This window comes from Streptomyces jumonjinensis, from assembly GCF_009600885.1.
In the GTDB taxonomy this organism is placed as follows: Bacteria; Actinomycetota; Actinomycetes; order Streptomycetales; family Streptomycetaceae; genus Streptomyces; species Streptomyces jumonjinensis.
This window is the reverse complement of sequence record NZ_VCLA01000040.1, coordinates 1-15,576: the sequence shown is the minus strand read 5'-3', so window position 1 is coordinate 15,576 and position 15,576 is coordinate 1. Positions and strand designations below refer to the sequence as shown.

General features: G+C 71.1%; 22 protein-coding genes. 14 read left to right on the top strand and 8 right to left on the bottom strand.

Annotated elements, in window-relative coordinates; genetic code table 11:
• Together FF041_RS05560 and FF041_RS05555 are read left to right on the top strand one after the other, a co-directional pair.
• Positions 1-407: tetratricopeptide repeat protein (locus FF041_RS05560; protein ID WP_153521279.1), on the top strand; the 407-nt coding region annotated here is incomplete at its 5' end.
• A complete protein-coding gene (locus FF041_RS05555; protein ID WP_153521278.1) occupies positions 404-778 on the top strand; it encodes a hypothetical protein in 375 nt (124 codons plus the stop codon). The genes FF041_RS05560 and FF041_RS05555, both read left to right, overlap by 4 nt.
• Before the next feature lie 2 nt (positions 779-780).
• Here the strand turns inward: FF041_RS05555 and FF041_RS05550 are convergent, their stop codons facing one another.
• Positions 781-969 (bottom strand): hypothetical protein, encoded by a 189-nt coding sequence (locus FF041_RS05550; RefSeq protein ID WP_153521277.1) that lies wholly within the window; start codon positions 967-969, stop codon positions 781-783.
• 197 nt (positions 970-1,166) lie between these two features.
• Between FF041_RS05550 and FF041_RS05545 the strand changes: the two genes are divergently transcribed.
• The 3 genes from FF041_RS05545 to FF041_RS40280 all read left to right on the top strand — a co-directional run bounded on the left by FF041_RS05545 (position 1,167) and on the right by FF041_RS40280 (position 2,515).
• Positions 1,167-1,649: a hypothetical protein gene (locus FF041_RS05545; RefSeq protein ID WP_153521276.1), complete on the top strand. Its 483-nt coding sequence runs from the start codon at positions 1,167-1,169 to the stop codon at positions 1,647-1,649.
• Positions 1,646-1,948 (top strand): DUF721 domain-containing protein, encoded by a 303-nt coding sequence (locus FF041_RS38820; RefSeq protein ID WP_228388038.1) that lies wholly within the window; start codon positions 1,646-1,648, stop codon positions 1,946-1,948. The genes FF041_RS05545 and FF041_RS38820 overlap by 4 nt, the downstream gene beginning before the upstream one ends.
• Before the next feature lie 120 nt (positions 1,949-2,068).
• On the top strand, positions 2,069-2,515 hold the full coding sequence (locus tag FF041_RS40280; protein ID WP_194291941.1) for a transglutaminase domain-containing protein: 447 nt from the start codon (positions 2,069-2,071) through the stop codon (positions 2,513-2,515).
• 25 nt (positions 2,516-2,540) lie between these two features.
• Here the strand turns inward: FF041_RS40280 and FF041_RS05530 are convergent, their stop codons facing one another.
• A complete protein-coding gene (locus FF041_RS05530; RefSeq protein WP_153521274.1) occupies positions 2,541-3,008 on the bottom strand; it encodes a hypothetical protein in 468 nt (155 codons plus the stop codon).
• Positions 3,009-3,306: 298 nt separating this feature from the next.
• Between FF041_RS05530 and tap the strand changes: the two genes are divergently transcribed.
• Together tap and tpg (FF041_RS05520) are read left to right on the top strand one after the other, a co-directional pair.
• Complete coding sequence (tap, locus tag FF041_RS05525) at positions 3,307-5,502, top strand: telomere-associated protein Tap (protein WP_323391285.1); 2,196 nt, start codon at positions 3,307-3,309, stop codon at positions 5,500-5,502.
• A 3-nt stretch (positions 5,503-5,505) separates the two neighbouring features.
• The gene (gene tpg, locus FF041_RS05520) at positions 5,506-6,063 is read left to right on the top strand and encodes a telomere-protecting terminal protein Tpg (RefSeq protein WP_153521272.1); all 558 of its coding nucleotides are present in this window, start codon (positions 5,506-5,508) and stop codon (positions 6,061-6,063) included.
• A gap of 86 nt (positions 6,064-6,149) precedes the next feature.
• Here the strand turns inward: tpg (FF041_RS05520) and FF041_RS05515 are convergent, their stop codons facing one another.
• Positions 6,150-6,749, bottom strand: coding sequence for a hypothetical protein (locus tag FF041_RS05515; protein ID WP_153521271.1), 600 nt, complete (start codon positions 6,747-6,749; stop codon positions 6,150-6,152).
• 262 nt (positions 6,750-7,011) lie between these two features.
• Here FF041_RS05515 and FF041_RS05510 point away from each other — a divergent pair, with 262 nt between their 5' ends.
• Positions 7,012-7,920 (top strand): hypothetical protein, encoded by a 909-nt coding sequence (locus FF041_RS05510; protein ID WP_153521270.1) that lies wholly within the window; start codon positions 7,012-7,014, stop codon positions 7,918-7,920.
• Between the two features lie 115 nt (positions 7,921-8,035).
• Here FF041_RS05510 and FF041_RS05505 read toward each other — a convergent pair whose 3' ends face one another.
• Positions 8,036-8,530 carry a hypothetical protein gene (locus FF041_RS05505; protein ID WP_153521269.1) on the bottom strand — a complete coding sequence of 165 codons (495 nt, stop codon included), beginning with the start codon at positions 8,528-8,530 and terminating at the stop codon, positions 8,036-8,038.
• A gap of 107 nt (positions 8,531-8,637) precedes the next feature.
• The gene (locus tag FF041_RS05500; RefSeq protein WP_153521268.1) at positions 8,638-9,060 is read right to left on the bottom strand and encodes a hypothetical protein; all 423 of its coding nucleotides are present in this window, start codon (positions 9,058-9,060) and stop codon (positions 8,638-8,640) included.
• Between the two features lie 148 nt (positions 9,061-9,208).
• Between FF041_RS05500 and tpg (FF041_RS05495) the strand changes: the two genes are divergently transcribed.
• The 6 genes from tpg (FF041_RS05495) (at position 9,209) to FF041_RS05470 (ending at position 12,960) form a co-directional block, all read left to right on the top strand.
• On the top strand, positions 9,209-9,799 hold the full coding sequence (tpg, locus tag FF041_RS05495; RefSeq protein ID WP_153521267.1) for a telomere-protecting terminal protein Tpg: 591 nt from the start codon (positions 9,209-9,211) through the stop codon (positions 9,797-9,799).
• Between the two features lie 103 nt (positions 9,800-9,902).
• Complete coding sequence (locus FF041_RS38810) at positions 9,903-10,691, top strand: hypothetical protein (protein WP_323391283.1); 789 nt, start codon at positions 9,903-9,905, stop codon at positions 10,689-10,691.
• Positions 10,688-10,960 carry a hypothetical protein gene (locus tag FF041_RS05485; RefSeq protein WP_153521266.1) on the top strand — a complete coding sequence of 91 codons (273 nt, stop codon included), beginning with the start codon at positions 10,688-10,690 and terminating at the stop codon, positions 10,958-10,960. Before FF041_RS38810 ends, FF041_RS05485 begins: the two co-directional genes overlap by 4 nt.
• Before the next feature lie 493 nt (positions 10,961-11,453).
• On the top strand, positions 11,454-11,696 hold the full coding sequence (locus FF041_RS05480; protein ID WP_153521265.1) for a hypothetical protein: 243 nt from the start codon (positions 11,454-11,456) through the stop codon (positions 11,694-11,696).
• A complete protein-coding gene (locus FF041_RS05475) occupies positions 11,686-11,943 on the top strand; it encodes a hypothetical protein (protein ID WP_323391281.1) in 258 nt (85 codons plus the stop codon). The genes FF041_RS05480 and FF041_RS05475 overlap by 11 nt, the downstream gene beginning before the upstream one ends.
• A gap of 393 nt (positions 11,944-12,336) precedes the next feature.
• On the top strand, positions 12,337-12,960 hold the full coding sequence (locus FF041_RS05470) for a hypothetical protein (RefSeq protein ID WP_153521264.1): 624 nt from the start codon (positions 12,337-12,339) through the stop codon (positions 12,958-12,960).
• Between the two features lie 295 nt (positions 12,961-13,255).
• On the opposite strand, the gene FF041_RS05465 is transcribed toward FF041_RS05470, so the two are convergent.
• The 3 genes from FF041_RS05465 to FF041_RS40275 are packed head-to-tail and all read right to left on the bottom strand — an operon-like array spanning position 13,256 to position 14,836.
• Entirely contained in the window at positions 13,256-13,834 is a 579-nt protein-coding gene (locus FF041_RS05465) for a hypothetical protein (RefSeq protein ID WP_153521263.1), read from the bottom strand.
• Positions 13,827-14,222 (bottom strand): hypothetical protein, encoded by a 396-nt coding sequence (locus FF041_RS05460; protein WP_153521262.1) that lies wholly within the window; start codon positions 14,220-14,222, stop codon positions 13,827-13,829. The genes FF041_RS05465 and FF041_RS05460 overlap by 8 nt, the downstream gene beginning before the upstream one ends.
• On the bottom strand, positions 14,216-14,836 hold the full coding sequence (locus FF041_RS40275) for a replication/maintenance protein RepL (RefSeq protein ID WP_194291940.1): 621 nt from the start codon (positions 14,834-14,836) through the stop codon (positions 14,216-14,218). The genes FF041_RS05460 and FF041_RS40275 overlap by 7 nt, the downstream gene beginning before the upstream one ends.
• Between the last annotated feature and the right edge of the window lie 740 nt (positions 14,837-15,576).

The following is a 15,576-nucleotide window of genomic DNA, read 5'->3' as shown; positions in this document are numbered from 1 at the left end:
CCTGGGGCAAGATCGCGGACATTCTGCAGCAGCGGGGTGAGGTGGACGGGGCCCTCGAATTGCAGCTCAGGCGTTTGGAGATCAACGAACAGCTGGGCGACACGGATGGCATCGCGGCAGCCAACTGGGACCTTGCGCAAATCGATCTGCGCCGCCGGGACACCGACGCGGCGCTGCCAAGGCTGGTCACCTCGTTCGAGCTTTCTTTGCAGCTTCAACGGCCAGATGGCATCGCGGTTGTCGGGACTGTGTTGGGCCGGCTTCTGCTGGAATTGGGTGAACACGGGCAGGCCCGACAGGTACTTCAGGCAAGCCGAGCCGCTGCCGCCAAGATCGGTCTCACGGACATTGTTGACGAGCTTGAAGAGCTGCTGAAATCCACCGGTGACGGAAACGAGAAACCATGATCATCGAAATTGTCGGAGCGGACACGGAAGCCGCCGCAAAGAGCGTCGCCGCGCTGACCACGAGCTGGGGCTACCCACCCCAACCAGCTCCGACAGCGGAAACGGCGACCGGCCGGGACACCAAGGACCTTGACCCCATCGCGGTGACAGCACTGGTCCTGTCCATACCATCGGCCATGCTCGCGGTCTCCGACATCGCGGACCGAATCCACAAACGACGCCGCGCCGACGAGCTCATCGAACACGCCCGACAACTCGACGCTCAGCAAGCGACGGCACGCCTCGTACGCGAAGACCGCTCCGTGGACCTGGCCACTCTGACCCCCGACCAGCTTCTGGACCTCATCGCCGACGAACCCCCAGCAACCTGAACTCAGGGAACACCGGATCGGCCCTGCAACAGCACCAGCAGCACAGCAAAGTGAGGTGTGACCACCTGGTACTGCTCGACCCCGGCCAGCACTGCCTCCAGCCCTCGGAACGGCAGGAAGACCGTCAGGGACAGCGCCGTGCAGCCAGCGGCCAATGCCGTGATGCCCAGCGCCTCGGAATGTCCCGGCACCGGCGTTCCTGGGCCGAGGCCGCCGCCCGCAGCGAGCTGGCCCGGGTGGTTGGGTTCGTCGGCCGCGCGTATGCGCCGCAGGTCCTCGCCGACCGGGTCGCCCGGCGCTTGGAGGAGCAGATGCGGCTGGCCGGGCCGATCAAGGACCCGGTGGGCTGGCCGTCCTGGCCCCAGCGGCAGCGGTGTGGTGACGTGCGGTGCGCCGACCGGAGCCGAACGCCTCCGAGGACGAGCGCCGTGCGGCGACCGCGCGGCGGCTGCACCAGGACGTGACAGCCCAGGCGTGGATCCGCGAGGCCGAGTGGGAGCAGGTCCGCGCCCGGCAGGCCGCCGCGGCTCAGGCCCGTGCCGAAGCCGCGGCCGCGCAGCCAGCCGCCGATGTCCCGGCCCCGCCGGTGCCCCCGATGGTGGTGCCCGCGCCCCGTCCGGTCGCCGCGCCCGGCCCGGTCGTCGACGGCGTCGACCAGGAGCAGGTGCTCGTCCTGGAGGACCTGACCCGCGAGCAGGTCCGCGACTGGCGGGTGCGGGGGATGAAGGACCACGGCGTGGTTTTCGATCACATCGACCAGTACGGCGAACCGTCGGCGAGGAGGCTGTTCAGCAACCGGCTGGTCGACGAGGCGCAGCGCCTGGCGGACACCCGCCACCTGGCCCTCCACACCACTTGGGGGCAGGCGTGAGCGGCGGCGAGGTGTTCGGGGTCGACCTGGCCCGGGTCGCGCTGCGGGCCGCGATGGAGGCGGCCCGGAAGAACGGCAGCGCCCCGAAGGTGAAGAAGAAGCCGCGGACCGGTACGGCGGTGCGGCGTGACGGGCGCGAGCCGATGGGCCTCGGTGCGGCGATCGGCGCGCTGATCGCCGAGCGGGCCTGGGAGTTCCCGGCCGCCGGCGGCGCGCTGCGCGAACGGTGGGCGGCCATCGCCCCGGCCTCGCCGGGCACACCGCGGCGGTCGGGTACGAGACGGACACCGGCGAGCTGACGCTGCGTCCGGACTCCGCGGCCTGGGCGGCGAAGGCCCGCTTGGAGACGGCCCGGATCATTGCCGCCGCCAACCGGGCGGCGGGGTCCGCGTCGTCTGGCTCCTCGGCTGGCCCTGAACGTGGGCGACGGGGAAGCCAGGCGTATCCGGCTGCGGCTGTTCGAGCGGGTACAGGCGGTCCCGTACGCGACGGACGGCGCGCACACCGCCGCCGAGCTGGTCGCGTTCGGCCGGGGCGACTGCCTGGCGAAGTCCGCGTACCTGGTCGACGGATTCCGGGCACTGGGCTGTCCGGCACGGCGGGTGTGGTGGCTCTACCGCCTCCCGCCCCACCCACCAGAGGTACGGCTGCTCGTCTCCCGTGAGGATGTCCACTCTGCGGCCGAGGTCCTGATCGGCGGGCGCTGGACCTCGTGGATGCCACCCACGATTCGGGCCTCGCCCGGGCCGGGTTCACGGTCGCGGACTGGGACGACACCGCAGTGGACACCGCCCTGGCCTACCCGGCCGCCGGGCCGCTGTGGCGACCCGGGGACGGGCCGGAGCCCGTGCCGAACGGGGGCGTGAGCGCCCCTGATCCGGCCGGCCCCAGCTACCGGCGGGCGTTCAACGAGTGGCTGCGCGAAGCGCGGAGCCGGTCGGGGCCCGGAACCGGCACCTGGGCATCCCACTCCTGAAGGACTGCGTGCAGCTCGGCGGCGACGTCGGGGTGGGTGCCCCGGCCTGCGGCGACGCTGCGCAGGTACGGCTCGGCTCCCTGGATGAGTCCGGAGCGCGGGTGGCACAGGACGGCCGCCCGGTGGGTGCCGCGGTCGAGGATGTGGCTCCAGCAGTCGACGTCGACGATGCCCTCGGGCGCGGCGATGTGCCCGTCGACGAACGCGCCCTGGCGGCCGATGCAGCAGTTCCACCCTTTGCGGATCGTGCAGGTCTCGCAGGCGATCGTGCCGTTCATGTCCGGGAAGCGGCGCTGCCATTCGGCGTCGAGGACGACGGCGTCCCCGGCGAGCGGGATGTTCTTGTCGCACAGGCAGCAGCGGATGCGGAACGCGACGGGCATGGTGGAGCTCCCGATCATCTCGTGGGCCGGACCTGCTCAGCCTGGCAGCCGGCCTCGGTTCTGTGCCGTTGCCATGCCGCGCCCGGCGCTTCGGGTCGCCGGGTCTGCAACGCGCGGTGCGACGCAGTGCTGCAACGCACCCCGTGTTGCAGCCCTGACCTGCATGAACAGCCGTTGCGCCGCTTACCCGCCTGCGTGTTGCACTCCAACCCGATGCGCGATTCGCGTTCGATTCATGAGCGATTGAGCGCGCGACTCAACGCGCGATCGGGTATGCTGTCTATTGGAGGTGACCTCTGTGTCCACTGAGAACGAGCTGTTCAGCGCCGTCGATGCGCTGCTGGAGCAAGTCGCGCAGGACGATCTGCCGGACCCTGCGGAGTGCAAGCGTCTGCGGGAGGCGGCGGGCCTGAGTCAGGCGCAGATCGCTAAGGCGCTGGACGCCCGCCGGGAGGCCGTGGGGAACTGGGAGGCCGGGCGGACCGAGCCACGGCCGCCCAAGCGCGCCGCGTACGCCCGGCTCCTGGAGGGCCTCGCGCAGCGGTTCCCCGCCCCGGCAGCCGACGCGCCCGCCGCTGTCCCGGCCCCGGTGGTCCCGGAGGCGTTCACCGGTCCGGCCCCGGAGCTTGCCCCCGCGCTGGCCGCCGTACCGGCGTCCCGCCCGGCGGCAAACAGCAGCATCAAGCCGGTGCCCGCGTCGTCGCGGCGCCCGGGTGCGAAGAAGGCGGTGGCAAAGAAGGCCACCACGCCGACCGCCGTCGACCCGCGCTTCGAGAACGGCCCGCTCGCGGTGATCGACGCCGACGCGGACGGGAAGATATCCGCGTACTGCGTCGGCGGCCTGGTCCTGGACGTGCCTGCCAAGTCGATCCCGGCGCTGGTCGACTGGACGCTGGCCGAAGCCCGGCTCGGGCAGGCCCGCCTGCACCGCAACGGCCGCGACGCCGACCCGATCCTGATCCTGACCCCGGCCGCGCTGGAGCGCTACGGCCTGCCCGCCGCCCTGTCGGACCAGGAGCGGCAGGCCGGGCGGCTCCCGGAGGGCCACAAGGTGGTCAAGCAGATCGCCAAGGCCGGCCTTCAGCTCACCCAGCGCGGATTCGGCCCGTGGGCCCGCGTCTACCGCGACCCGGAGGGCTCCCGGCGGCGCTGTGTCCAGTTGTGCGTCCTGCCCTGGAACGCTCTGGACGTCCGCGAGTGGGACAAGAAGGACGACCCGGTGCTGCCGACGATGCACCCGGCGGATCTCGCCCGGTATCTCGGCCTGTACGCGGCCCGGGTGACGACCCCGCGCGGCACCACCGCGACGACCGGCCTGGAGCTGATGACCGCGCTCCGGCCGCCGACCCGCGCGGAGAAGAACCCCGCGACGGGTGAGTTCGAGCGGGCATTCAACGACGACGCGCTCACCCAGCTCCACCCCGTGGTGGAGTGCGAGGTCCCCGACGAGCACCCGGTCCTCAAGGGCAAGTACGCCCGGCACCACCTGCGCACCCCTGCCGAGATGCTGATGGAGGAGCCCTACGACTGGTGCCGGCCGCTGACCGACGAGGAGTGCGCCAACCCGTACCTGGTCGTCGTCGACATCAACATGTCCTTCGCCGCCGCCGCGAACGGGCTCGTGGTCGGGCTGAACGGCCCGACCCACCTCACCGGCAACCCGCGCTTCGACGCCTCGCTGCCCGGCTCCTGGCTGGTCGACCTCTCCCACGTCGACCTGTCCCGCGTCGACATCGGCGGCCAGGCCGTCGACGGCGACCGGCTCCCGTCACCGTTCACGCCGAAGGGCGACCGCCCCACCGGCCCGGCCTGGTACGCCACCCCCACCGTCCAGTACGCGATCGAGCTCGGTTTCGACGTCGCGCCCATCGAGGCGTACGTCCGCACCCAGACCGGCCGCTACCTGGACCCCTGGTACAAGCGGCTCCGTGACGCGTACGTCGAGACGATGGCCGACCTCGGCGTCACCACCAGCCTCGGCGGCCAGGAGTTCCTGGACGCGATGGCCCGGCGCAAGCAGGTCGACCCGACCATGGCGCTTCTGGAGACCGCCATCAAGGCCACGGCGAAGGGCGCGATCGGAAAGCTGCGGCAGCGCAACCGCGGACAGGTGCCGTACTACGAGCCCTACCCGGCCCTCGCCCGGGAGACCTGGCGCCCCGACATCCGGGCCGCCGTGCTCGCCAACCAGCGCGTCGGCATCCACCGCAAGCTCATGAAGACCGCCGCCGCGGCCGGCCTCTACCCGGTCGCCATCGGTACCGACGCGATCGTCTATCCCTCGCCCGGACCGTCGCCGCTGGACATCCTGCCGCTCACCGACGAGGGCAAGCCGGTGCCGGGCACGTTCCGGCTCGGGGTCTCGCCCGGGATGGTGAAGCACCAGGGCACCCAGACCGTCCTGTGGGCGGAAGCCCAGTTCGAGGAACGCGGCGGCGTGTTCAACCTCGCGAACCTGATCAAGAACGACCCGACCGCTGGAGAAGGGGAGTAGGGCATGGCCGACTCGATCGGGAACAGCCTGGACCGCGCACTGGAGAAGGTGTTCACCCGCCCCGCGCCCAAGAGCACCCAGGCGCAGATGAAGTACCTGGTCAAGCAGCTCAAGGGCACCAAAGCCGCCGCTCAGGCGCTCGGGATCTCCCAGCGGACCGTGGAACGCTACGTCAAGGGCCAGCTGAAGCGGCCCCGCCAGGAGCTGCGCGGCCGGATGGAGGGCGAGGTCAGGAAGCGGTGGCAGCCGCAGATCAAGGCGAAGGCGCGGAAGAAGGCGGCCTCCACCGACGGCCTGGTCGTCTCCACCCGGGCCCGGTTCGGGTTCACCTCCGCCGAGGGGACCACCGACGACGCCCGGATCCGCGACATCACCCAGGCCCTGCCGCCCGAATTCGCCGACCGGCTGTTCACCGCCCGCGAGCAGGGCGCGAACGAGAAGCAGCTCCAGCAGATCGCCGCCGACGGCCTCGCCCAGATGTACTTCCGCGACAACAACTCCCGGGCCCAGGGCCTCGGGGTCGAGTTCACCGACGTGGAGCACATCCGGATCGACCTGTAGCGCAGCATCTGCACAAGCGCCGCGTCCCCGGCATTCGAGCTGCCGGGGACGCGGCGTCTCGCATTCTACGAAAAGGCCCGTCGAGGTCAGCTCGTCCGTGCTGCACGGCGGCGTGTCCACCAGGACAGCCGCGGCGCGGTGGCAGCGTTGACGGCCCGGCCGAACGACTCCAGGGCGGCCTCCAGGCGCGCGGTGTTCTCCACGTCCGACAGTGCGTTCAGCAGCTGCTCGGTGGCGGTGACGACGGCCGGGTCGGAGGAGCGCATGAGTGGGGCGGCGGCGGTGGCGGCCCGAGCGAGCGGCTCGCGCACGGCGGCCACGGTCTGCTTGCTCGCCACCCGCTCCCGGCTCAGCAGCTCGGCCGCGCGCCCGAAGCCCACGAGCCCGCTCTGCGCATCGGTGCCGCCGGCGATCCGGGCGCGGGCAGCACCACCGGCGAAGGCGAGCACGGCCAGCAGGAACGTCCGGCCGCGCTCGGCCGGCCCCTCCCACAGAAGCCGGTTGGTGGTGGCCGCGCCCTGCAGTTCCATCACCGCCACCGTCATCGCATCCGCCTGCACCCGAAGCGCGCCGATCTCAGCCTGCTGCTCCTGGCGGTTGCGGGAGCGGGTCGTCAGCCACGCCGCGAGGACGGCAACGAGTGCCCCAGTGGCGAGCGTGCCAGCCAACTCGATCAACTTGTCCATATCCGCAGGCTGATCGTGCACCGGGCCTGATGTCCGGCTCGTTGCGTACCTGACGCACAACCCGCACCCTCCTGTTGCCGATCAGCGGCCGGGCGTGCCTGGATGCCGAGAGGCCCGGCCCTGCGCTGCTGCCCCGGTGCCGGGCCTCACCCGCGTATCCGTGGGGGACGGAGTTCACGCGTCGACGAGTCCAACGCCGACGGCCCAGACACCGTCACAGGCCCCGGAAGAGGCGGCTGCCCTGGTACATATGCTCTCGGCCATGAGCGAGGAGAGCCTGCACGACATTCTGGGCGACATTGAGCAGTCCGTCCGTGACTTCACCGGAGCCGAAGCCGTTCTCGCGGAAGCCGAGCAACGGCGTGACCTCACGAGGCGGGCCGTACTGGAGCAGGTCGAGCGACTGCACGCCAAGGCGGATGCCGCCCACGCCCCCGACCTGATCGGCGTGCTCAGGCACCTGTACTGGCAGCAGCCCGGCATCCACGGACGCCCCCTCGCAGAGGCCGCCGGCCTCCACCTCAACGACATGCTCGCCGCGATCGGCCCGGCGCCGTCGGGGATCCTCTGCGCCGACTGCGGCACGGAACTGCTGCGCACCAGCCGCTCCTGGAAGCCGCCGGCCCGGTACGGGCCGCCGCTGTGCCCGGACTGCATGAGCCGGGAGCGCGACGCACGCTCGCGGCAATGGCGGGTGGAGAGCCTGCGGTCCCGCATCGTCGCCGAGGCCCGGGTGCAGGCGCGGGCCTCGGACTGGCGCGCCGCTGCCGAGCTGGTACTCGCCTTCCCGCCGCTGTCCCAGGGGGTTGGCCGCGGCAGCACCGCAGACCAGCAGGACGGCGTCTGGCGCGGCTGGGAGAACGCCCGGGTGATCCGCAACCGCCTGATCACGACGGCCGCCGACGGTGACGACACCGTCGGCGTCGCCGTCGAGGAGGCGCAGCTGCTGGTGGAGACCGCGCTGCGAGTCGCCGACTGGGACACGGCCCGAACCCGCGACATCGTCGACCCGATCACCCATGAACCCGCGCTCGCCCTGCTCACCCGACTGAAGCGCGAGGTCCGCGCCACCGCTCAGGCCGCCCGGGAGCGCGCAGACGCCGCTTACCCCGAAGGCTACGAGTTGAGTGAGGACGAGGAGTCCGAAGCCTGGCGCGGCACCGGCGGCTGAGGCTGACGTTCCCGGCCGCGGCAGGCCGCCGGGAACGTCAGGACGGTTCGCCGGGTGTCCAGCGGGGACCGCTGACGGCTGACTTCGGCAGCTGGCGGGAGGCGCCGGCCAGGGTTCAGCCAGCGGCGGCCTTCTTTTCGGCGAGCGCCTTCTTGGCTTGCCGGTAGTCCTCGTACGTCACGGCGTTCACCGCCTCCCTCTGGGCGAGCACCTTCATCACGTCGTCCTGCTTCATCGCACTGCCCGCGAACTCCAGCAACAGCTCCACCATGGCCAGGCTCTTCCAGTGCCGCAGTTCCGCCTCGTTCAGGAGCTCCGGGCCACCGGCCTCCATCATGTCGACGAGCCGCTCCCGTGCCCGCCACTCCCGGCGCCGGCGCCACCAGCCCCCGCCCGGCCGGTTCAGGTCCCGCAGCTTACGGATCTGGTCCACCATGGCCCGGATCTGCGTCTCCTGCTCGGGTGTCCATGCCTTCCCGGAACCGTCGGCGAGGGCCTGGACGGCCTCCTGGGCGGCTTCGCTGCCGTCTCCGGGCCCATCGCCGCACAACCGCTCCACGGCCTTCCTGAGCGCCGCTTCCGCCGCGCTCGCATCGTCGTGTTCGGACACGCTCTCCCCTTCCCCTCGCGGAACGCGCAGCATGCCCGCGGCACCCCTCACCGGGCAATCGGACGGCCCGGCTACTGGGGATCCGGGTCCACCCCGCCCGGGCCCGGTCATGCCGAGCTGTCCTGTTGTGCCGTCGGCGTCTCAGCTCCGGGGGCAACGAGGCCATCGAAGTTGCCCGTGGCGGTGACGGCATCGCACAGACCGGTGGTGTCGGTGTCGACGGGGGTGAGAATGCCGTCGCTTCGGACGGTCCAGGCCACCAGCGGGTCCACGGTGAACGTGCCGTCCGAGTTCTTGTACCGAGCGCTCCACCCACCACCGGGGATGGCGGCGACAACAGGGTGCCCGCCTTCCGAGAGCCCGGTGAAGGCGCGGCCGTTGTTCGCCGGGACAAGTCGACCGCTGCGCTCATCAACGACGAGCGCTTGGCCCTCGTCGTCCCAGGCAATGACGGGCTTGCTCCTGTAGACCGTCCGGCCGTTCTCTTCCTGCTTGTAACGCGCTTCATAGGGGTGTTGTGCTGGGATCACTACGCCTCCTGGGCAGGTGGTACTGGTCTTGGTGTGACCGTACGGCCGGGGCGGTCTGTCCGTCCCGGAGTTTGGTCAGGTCAGACCGGCACGTACGGCGCCCCGTCGTCGGCCTCTGTCCACAGGCCGGATCGGGCCTCATGATCACATGACTGCTGAAGACGTGAACCGCGCGGCCCGGACCCGCGCCAAGATCCTGGACGGTCTTGCCCGGGGGGAGCGGGCCCTGTTCACACGGCCCGTCCCGAAATCCGCGCGAGCCCAGATGAAATTTCTTCGCACGCGGGAGAAGGGCTCCACCAAGAGCCTGGCGGAGCGCCTGGGCGTCTCCCGCAAGACCGTGCAGCGCTACCTCTCGGGTGCCTCGGCCAAGCCGAACAAGCGCCTCCGCCAGGCGTTGGCGCAGGAGACCGAAGCGGAATGGCAGCCGCAGGTCAGAGCACAGGCCAGGCAGCGCGCGGCGTCCTCGGGCGGACTGGTCATCTCCTGCCGGGCGTACTTCGGATTCGGCCCGGAGGGCACCTCGGACGCGGGCCGGGTGAGGGACATCATGGTCGATGTCCCTGCCCGCCACGCGGCTGCCATCCTCGCCGCACAAGAGGAGGGTGCGACGGAGAGCGATCTGCATGACGCGGTCGCGGAGGCCGTCGCGGACGTCTATTTCCGTCAGGCAGGCGGCGGCCGTGCACGCCTGGAGGTGCGATTCTCCGATGTGGAATGGCTGAACATAAAGTTCTGACCCGCCCGAAAAGACGGACTGCTATAAATCTTTCCGAGGCTTCCGCACGCGACGCGGCAGCCGGAATTCCCGCCTGTATCTCCGTGACGATTGGGAGGCCCGTGTGAGCACCCCTCTTCCCTGGTCCCGCCGACGCCCGCACATCCCGGCGCCCGGCACGACCCCGCCCCGCCGACCGATGGACTGGGCGAAGGTCGGCCGCACCGCAGTCCGGCGCCGTGCCACCGGCATGACGGCCGCCGAAGCCGCAGCCGCGCTGGAGAACGCCGAGCTGGAGCAGCACCTCAACCGCGACCGCGAGGACCTGGCCGACGACGAACGCGGCCCGGCCGAAGTCGCCGAGTGGCGGCGCATCGCCCAGCTCCTCGGATCCGCGGACGGCATCTACGACCCGGCGGCCGACGCCGTCGTCCAGGACGAGCTCGCCGCCGACCGGCGAACCGAAGCGGCCGAGCAGCAGCAGCTCCAGGAGCAGCGGCAGGCCGCCGCCCGCGCCGACAAACTCGAACAGCTCGCCGCAGCCGGCCGACTCGACCGGACCGTGCAGAGCCGGCCGGGAGACGAGGCCGCCCGCGACGTCCTGGTCCAGCGCGGCGACTACCACGCCACGGCGGTCGACGGCTGGCTCGCCCAAGCGCTCGCCGACCGCTCCGGCCACTACGCCGACCCGACCGCCCGCGAGGCCGCAGGCACCCGCCTGCCGGAGACCGTCACGGCGCGCGCCGAGCTCCTGGCCGCACTCGCCGCGACCGGCGCCGTCGGCCGCGACAGCAAGCTGCCGTTCGTCGGACGCATCGCCAGCGCGGACCCGGACGCCGCCGCTGGCCTCGCCCGCTGGCTCACCCAGACCCATGCCCCCGGGCCTGCCGACGTCGACGGCGGTCCGGCATGAGCGCCGAGAGGGTGGCGACGGTATGGACGGAGCACTCCGAGACCGGGCACCGGCACGAAGAACTGCTTGCCGACGGCACGCTCATCGCCTGGACGGAGCCCCCGTTCGGCGAGACGGTCCACCCCGGCGACGACGACCCGGACCACAACCCGATCTGCGCGTGCCCCGGGACGTGGCCGGCCGCGTTCTGCCTGGAGTGCGCCGGCTGCGCCGCGTGCGCCCAGTGCCCCTGCGTACGTCCGCGCCCGCTGGGAGATGACCGCCCGTGACCTCTCAGGCTCCCAGCTCTGCGTCGGTGAGCTGGGAGCCTGAGAGCCCGAATGTCCAATTTGGGTTGCATGTCTGGGAGGTTGACCCGCGTTTCCCCAGGGAACCACGATCTCGGAGGCGAGCTGGGAGCCTGGGAGGTACATGGGAGCCTCACTCCTCCGCTTTCACCGAGGGTTACTGTCACGCTGTCCACGGACCCCGTGTCACGGAGGCCCGGAACCGCTGTCACACCGGGTGTCACGCCGCCGGTTCCGCCCTGGAAACACGGCCCCGGACCCGCCCCAGAGAGCCCCGCCGCAGCATGACACCCCTTCCCGGACAGCGCCTGGCCGCGCTCTTTCCCGTCTCGCTGCGTAAGCACCCGCGCCCCCGCGCCCGTATCCCCTCGGCGGGGCCCCGGGCACCCGGGGGTTCGCCGGTACGGTCCCGCGCGGTGCCCGCCCGGCGCTACGGTGAACTGACACGACGCCCCGTACCGCCTGGAGGTCCCGGATGAGCGAGCAGCCGGCCACCCCGCCCGCGCCCGTGCCCGACCGTCAGCGTCTCGACGAGAACGCCGCCGCCTCACTCCGCCGCTACGCCGCAGGAGAGCGCGCCCGCGTCGACGTCCTGGTGGCCGTGCTGGAGGACATCGCCGAGAACGGCTACCCGGCCCCGGAGACCGGCGTGCTGTGGGAGACCGCCCGCGACACCCACCTGGAGCGCCTGGCCGTCCAGGAGCCCCGTGTCGCCTGACCACGGCCCCCGCCGCGCCCGCGTCGTCATCGTCGAGCCCGCGCTCAGCCAGCTCGACAAGCTCACCGCCGCGGAGACCCACCGCCTGGACCGCGCGGTCGTCGCCATCAGCGCCAACCCCGAGATCGGCACCCCGGTCCCGGACACCCTGCTGCGCGACTACACCGACGAGATCGAGGGCGTCCGGGTGATCTACTACGTCACCGCCCTCAGAACCATCACCGTCGTCGCCTACGTTGAGGCGTAGAACCTCCCCGAGACCCCGAGCAGCGCCCCGGACCACCCCGGTACCCGGGGTGCTGCTGCGTTCGCAGCACGCTGCGCAGCACGCTGCGCAGCACGGTTGCTGCTGCGGTGCTGCTCCTGGTGCTGCGTGTGCAGCGGGGCAGCGCTGCTCCCGGGTTGTTGCTCGGTGGTTGTCCGGTGCGGCTGAAGGCTGCACCGAACAACCACCATGAACAGCGGGGTGGAAGTTCAGCTTGGGCGCCCGTAGCTCCGGTTGGTCAGGCCAACCTTGCATCTTTGGCGGCTATGCCCAGACGAACCTTTGTCCCCCATTTCGGCCCGCTCGGGCGCCACGGGGCGACAGCATGGAGCCGGGGCCGTCGACACCGGCTCCGGGCCAACATGAGAGGGAAGCATGAGCATCACCTACAGCTCCATCGCCGACGACCGCCCGATCATTTCCGTCGAGGCGTACGCCGCCGTCGAGGCTGCGGCCGATAGGCTCCCCGCCCTGTACGTGCCGAGCGTCCTGGAGCACGCCGCCGAGCTGCTCACCAGCCTGTGGGCCATCGGCGGTGAGCACTCCGTGCCGCCCGCCCAGTGGAGCTGGACAGAGAACATGGCTGAAGGCGTGCTCGACCTTGCCGCCTGCCCGTACGAGCGCGACCTGGAGATCGAGCGCACCGACGCGGAGATCACTTCCCTGACGGGCTTCCTGTTCGAGGCTCTGGTCTCCGAGGAGATCGGCCTCAGGGCCCAGCTCGGCGCACGCCGCGACTATGTCGTCGTAGACCGCGGCCCCGCCACCCCACGAGGTGGACGGAGCGGCGACTCCGACATCCTCGTCGCCATCTCGAACGACGGAGGCTGGTTCTTCGCCTTCAGCGGCATGCACGTCCGCCGCATGCCGGTCATGGCTCCTGCGTCCCCCGCTGGCGCCCACCAGGTCGCTGAGGCCATCCGGGCCTTCGTACACGGAGAGTTCGGCGACGTCTTCGCCCGCCCGGCCGCTGCCGGGCGCGGCTGGTTCTCCCGCTGAACGTCCGCCGCTCCTCGCCGTGCGGCACTGCCACACGGCGGCAGAGGTCCTCCACCCCGCCCCGGTCGGCCATTGCCATTGAGACGGACTCTGCATTCCCACTGACATAACGCTGCACATGACAGCCACATCCAAGATCCAACGGATCTGCGCAGATCCGATCTGGATGCAAGGTCAGCCACTACAGGACCGTGGTGTGCTGCTGCTCTTCGGGTAGCGCTGCTCGGTGTGCTGCTGCCGGAGAGCGTTGACACTGGGCCCCGGCCTGGTGCTGCCCGGCCGGACCGGTGCAGCGCTACGCGCCGGTGAGGGGCATCTCGGTGATGGTCAGTCCGGTGGTGTCGAGTACGTACTCGTCCTCGCCCCGGTTGCTGTTGTAGGCGAGCAGCGCGGTGGGCGGGGCGACCGTCCGGTAGAGACGGCCCGTGCGAGGCCGGCGGGCGCCGGTGCCGGTGGCGTACCCCTTGGCGACGGAGCGGCGGATGGTCCAGGACCAGTCGGCGCGGCGTTCGGGGACGCTGCCGCGCCAGAGGGTGACCGGCTGGGCCGGGCGGGGAACGGTGCGGCCATCGGCGGTGAAGCCGGCCGCGGTGAACAGCTCGTTCCAGGCCGGGCGGTCGAGGGCGGCGTCCGGGTACTCGGCCATGCTCCACACCCGGCCGACGTGGACGGCCAGGGTGGCGTCGGTGATGGTCCCGGTGGACCAGGCGGTGGACAGCAGCACCGGCCCCTCCAGCCTCCCGGCCCGGACCAGCAGCGCGGTGAACTCCGCGGCACCGAGCTGGGTGCCGCGGCGGGCGGCCTCGGAGACGGCGGCGACCGCCTCGGCGGCCAGGTCGTGTAACTCGCCCGGGCCGGGCGCCCGGTCAGGCACTGCGGCGGGTGGGGACGGCGGACAGGTGCCGCTGCGGGACGGGGACCGCGGGGGCCGCCAGGTCGCCGGCCTGGATGGCCGCGGTCGCGTCGCGCAGCGCCTCCTCCATCTCCTCGACGCCGGCGTATCCGGCGAAGTACGGGTGGATGAAGTAGCTGCGGTAGCGGCCTTCGGGCCGCAGGACGACGTGCCGCTCGACGAGCTGGTTCATGGCGATCGACGTGCGGTTCTTGCTGAGTCCCACCCGCGCCCGTAGTTCGGCCTGTGAGGCGTTCACCTCGCCGCGGGGGCGCTGGACCTCCATCATCGCGCTCAGAAGGTCGTACGCGGCCTTGGGGAGCTCCAGACGGTGCAGCTGCGCGAACCCGAGGGTGGCTTGGATCAGCATGCTTGCTCCTCCACGTCGTCGTTGTCGCCGAACGCCAGCTGCCGCGTGCGCGGCTCCGGCACGGCCGGCCGGGCGAACTCCGGGAAGCTCTCGCTCGCCGCCTGCTCCAGCGCGACCACATCTTCCCGCATCTCCGGGACGTGCTTCCTCAGTGCGGCCCGCACGTCCTGCCGCAGCTGCTCCAGCGCCTCGCGCTGGAGGTCGCCGTTGCCCTTGAAGCAGATCAGCGGGTTCACCACGATCCACGAGTTGGCCCGGCGCTGGATCATGTGCCAGTTCTCCAGGCTGCCCAGCGCCCGGGTGACGTTCGCCCGCTCCACACCGAGGTGGCGGGCGACCTTGATGTGGGTGATCTTCAGACGGCCCTCGACCTGGCGGCCCATGCAGAACAGCAGCACGGCCGACTGGACGGGCGACATGCCGTACCGGGCGATCAGCACCGCCAGGACGTCCGCGAGGAAGTCGTTGCTCACCATGCTGTACCCGCTGCGGCCCCAGGCATCGTGGGGCTCGCGGTACTTGTACTCGACGCTCGCCGACTTCACCGGCCGCCCCGGGCTCGGCGGCGTCCGGTCCAGCGCCTTGGCGAAGCTGTCCGCCAGCGGCGACGTCACCGGCTCACCGCCACTCGCCGACCGCCGGCCCCTGCTGGTGGAGCCCCTCGCTTCCCCGGCCACCCTGGCTCCCGCTCCTCGATCTTGCATGGTCCCCGGCACCCTAGCTGAGATTGTCCCCGCTCACGGGGACCTTTGTCCCTCTCGGCGTGGCCCTCTGGTGTCGGAGCCGACACACTCCCGATCGCCCCCTCGTGAACCACTGAGCACCTGACCAGCACGAACTCAATTTGTCCCTCTTTCCGAGGCCAAATCGGACCCCTTGGTGTCGGACGAGGCACAAAACCCCAGGTCGATGTGTCAGAGCCAACACATAGCCCCTCGCAAAATCGCAGGTCAGAGCACGTTTCAGCGCGGGCCCCTTTTATCCCTAAGACACGCGTGCGCGCGCGAGCTGCACCACCACGCTTCCCTCCTCGGCCGACGGCCTCACCTTCGGGGTCCTTGCTCAGCGCACCCCACATTCCCTTCCTCACTCGAACGCCCCCGCCTCTCTCTCTGCTCATCTCGTTTACCGTCCTTTCCCGCCACTTTCTATCCTCCGATTCTCTGCCCTCCCCCTTTCTCGTTCTCGGCCCTATTTATCCGGAATTCCTCCAGGCTCATTCGATCGGGAGGGGTGGCAGTGCGCTACTCCAGTCTTAAGCTAGCTGCTATCTTTGAAGCACACCCCATGACTCACGTCCGCAGGTCATGCCAACCTCTGTTCGGCCTGTCACTCTCCCGACCGCCCGTCACCT

Excerpts from the sequence above, each read along its gene's own strand:
- FF041_RS05470 (WP_153521264.1), top strand. The coding sequence starts at position 12,337 with ATGAGCATCACCTACAGCTCCATCGCCGACGACCGCCCGATCATTTCC.
- FF041_RS05480 (WP_153521265.1), top strand. The coding sequence starts at position 11,454 with ATGAGCGAGCAGCCGGCCACCCCGCCCGCGCCCGTGCCCGACCGTCAG.
- FF041_RS05515 (WP_153521271.1), bottom strand. The coding sequence starts at position 6,749 with ATGGACAAGTTGATCGAGTTGGCTGGCACGCTCGCCACTGGGGCACTC.
- FF041_RS05460 (WP_153521262.1), bottom strand. The coding sequence starts at position 14,222 with ATGCTGATCCAAGCCACCCTCGGGTTCGCGCAGCTGCACCGTCTGGAG.
- FF041_RS05555 (WP_153521278.1), top strand. The coding sequence starts at position 404 with ATGATCATCGAAATTGTCGGAGCGGACACGGAAGCCGCCGCAAAGAGC.
- FF041_RS05530 (WP_153521274.1), bottom strand. The coding sequence starts at position 3,008 with ATGCCCGTCGCGTTCCGCATCCGCTGCTGCCTGTGCGACAAGAACATC.
- FF041_RS05485 (WP_153521266.1), top strand. The coding sequence starts at position 10,688 with ATGAGCGCCGAGAGGGTGGCGACGGTATGGACGGAGCACTCCGAGACC.
- tpg (WP_153521267.1), top strand. The coding sequence starts at position 9,209 with ATGACTGCTGAAGACGTGAACCGCGCGGCCCGGACCCGCGCCAAGATC.
- FF041_RS05510 (WP_153521270.1), top strand. The coding sequence starts at position 7,012 with ATGAGCGAGGAGAGCCTGCACGACATTCTGGGCGACATTGAGCAGTCC.
- tpg (WP_153521272.1), top strand. The coding sequence starts at position 5,506 with ATGGCCGACTCGATCGGGAACAGCCTGGACCGCGCACTGGAGAAGGTG.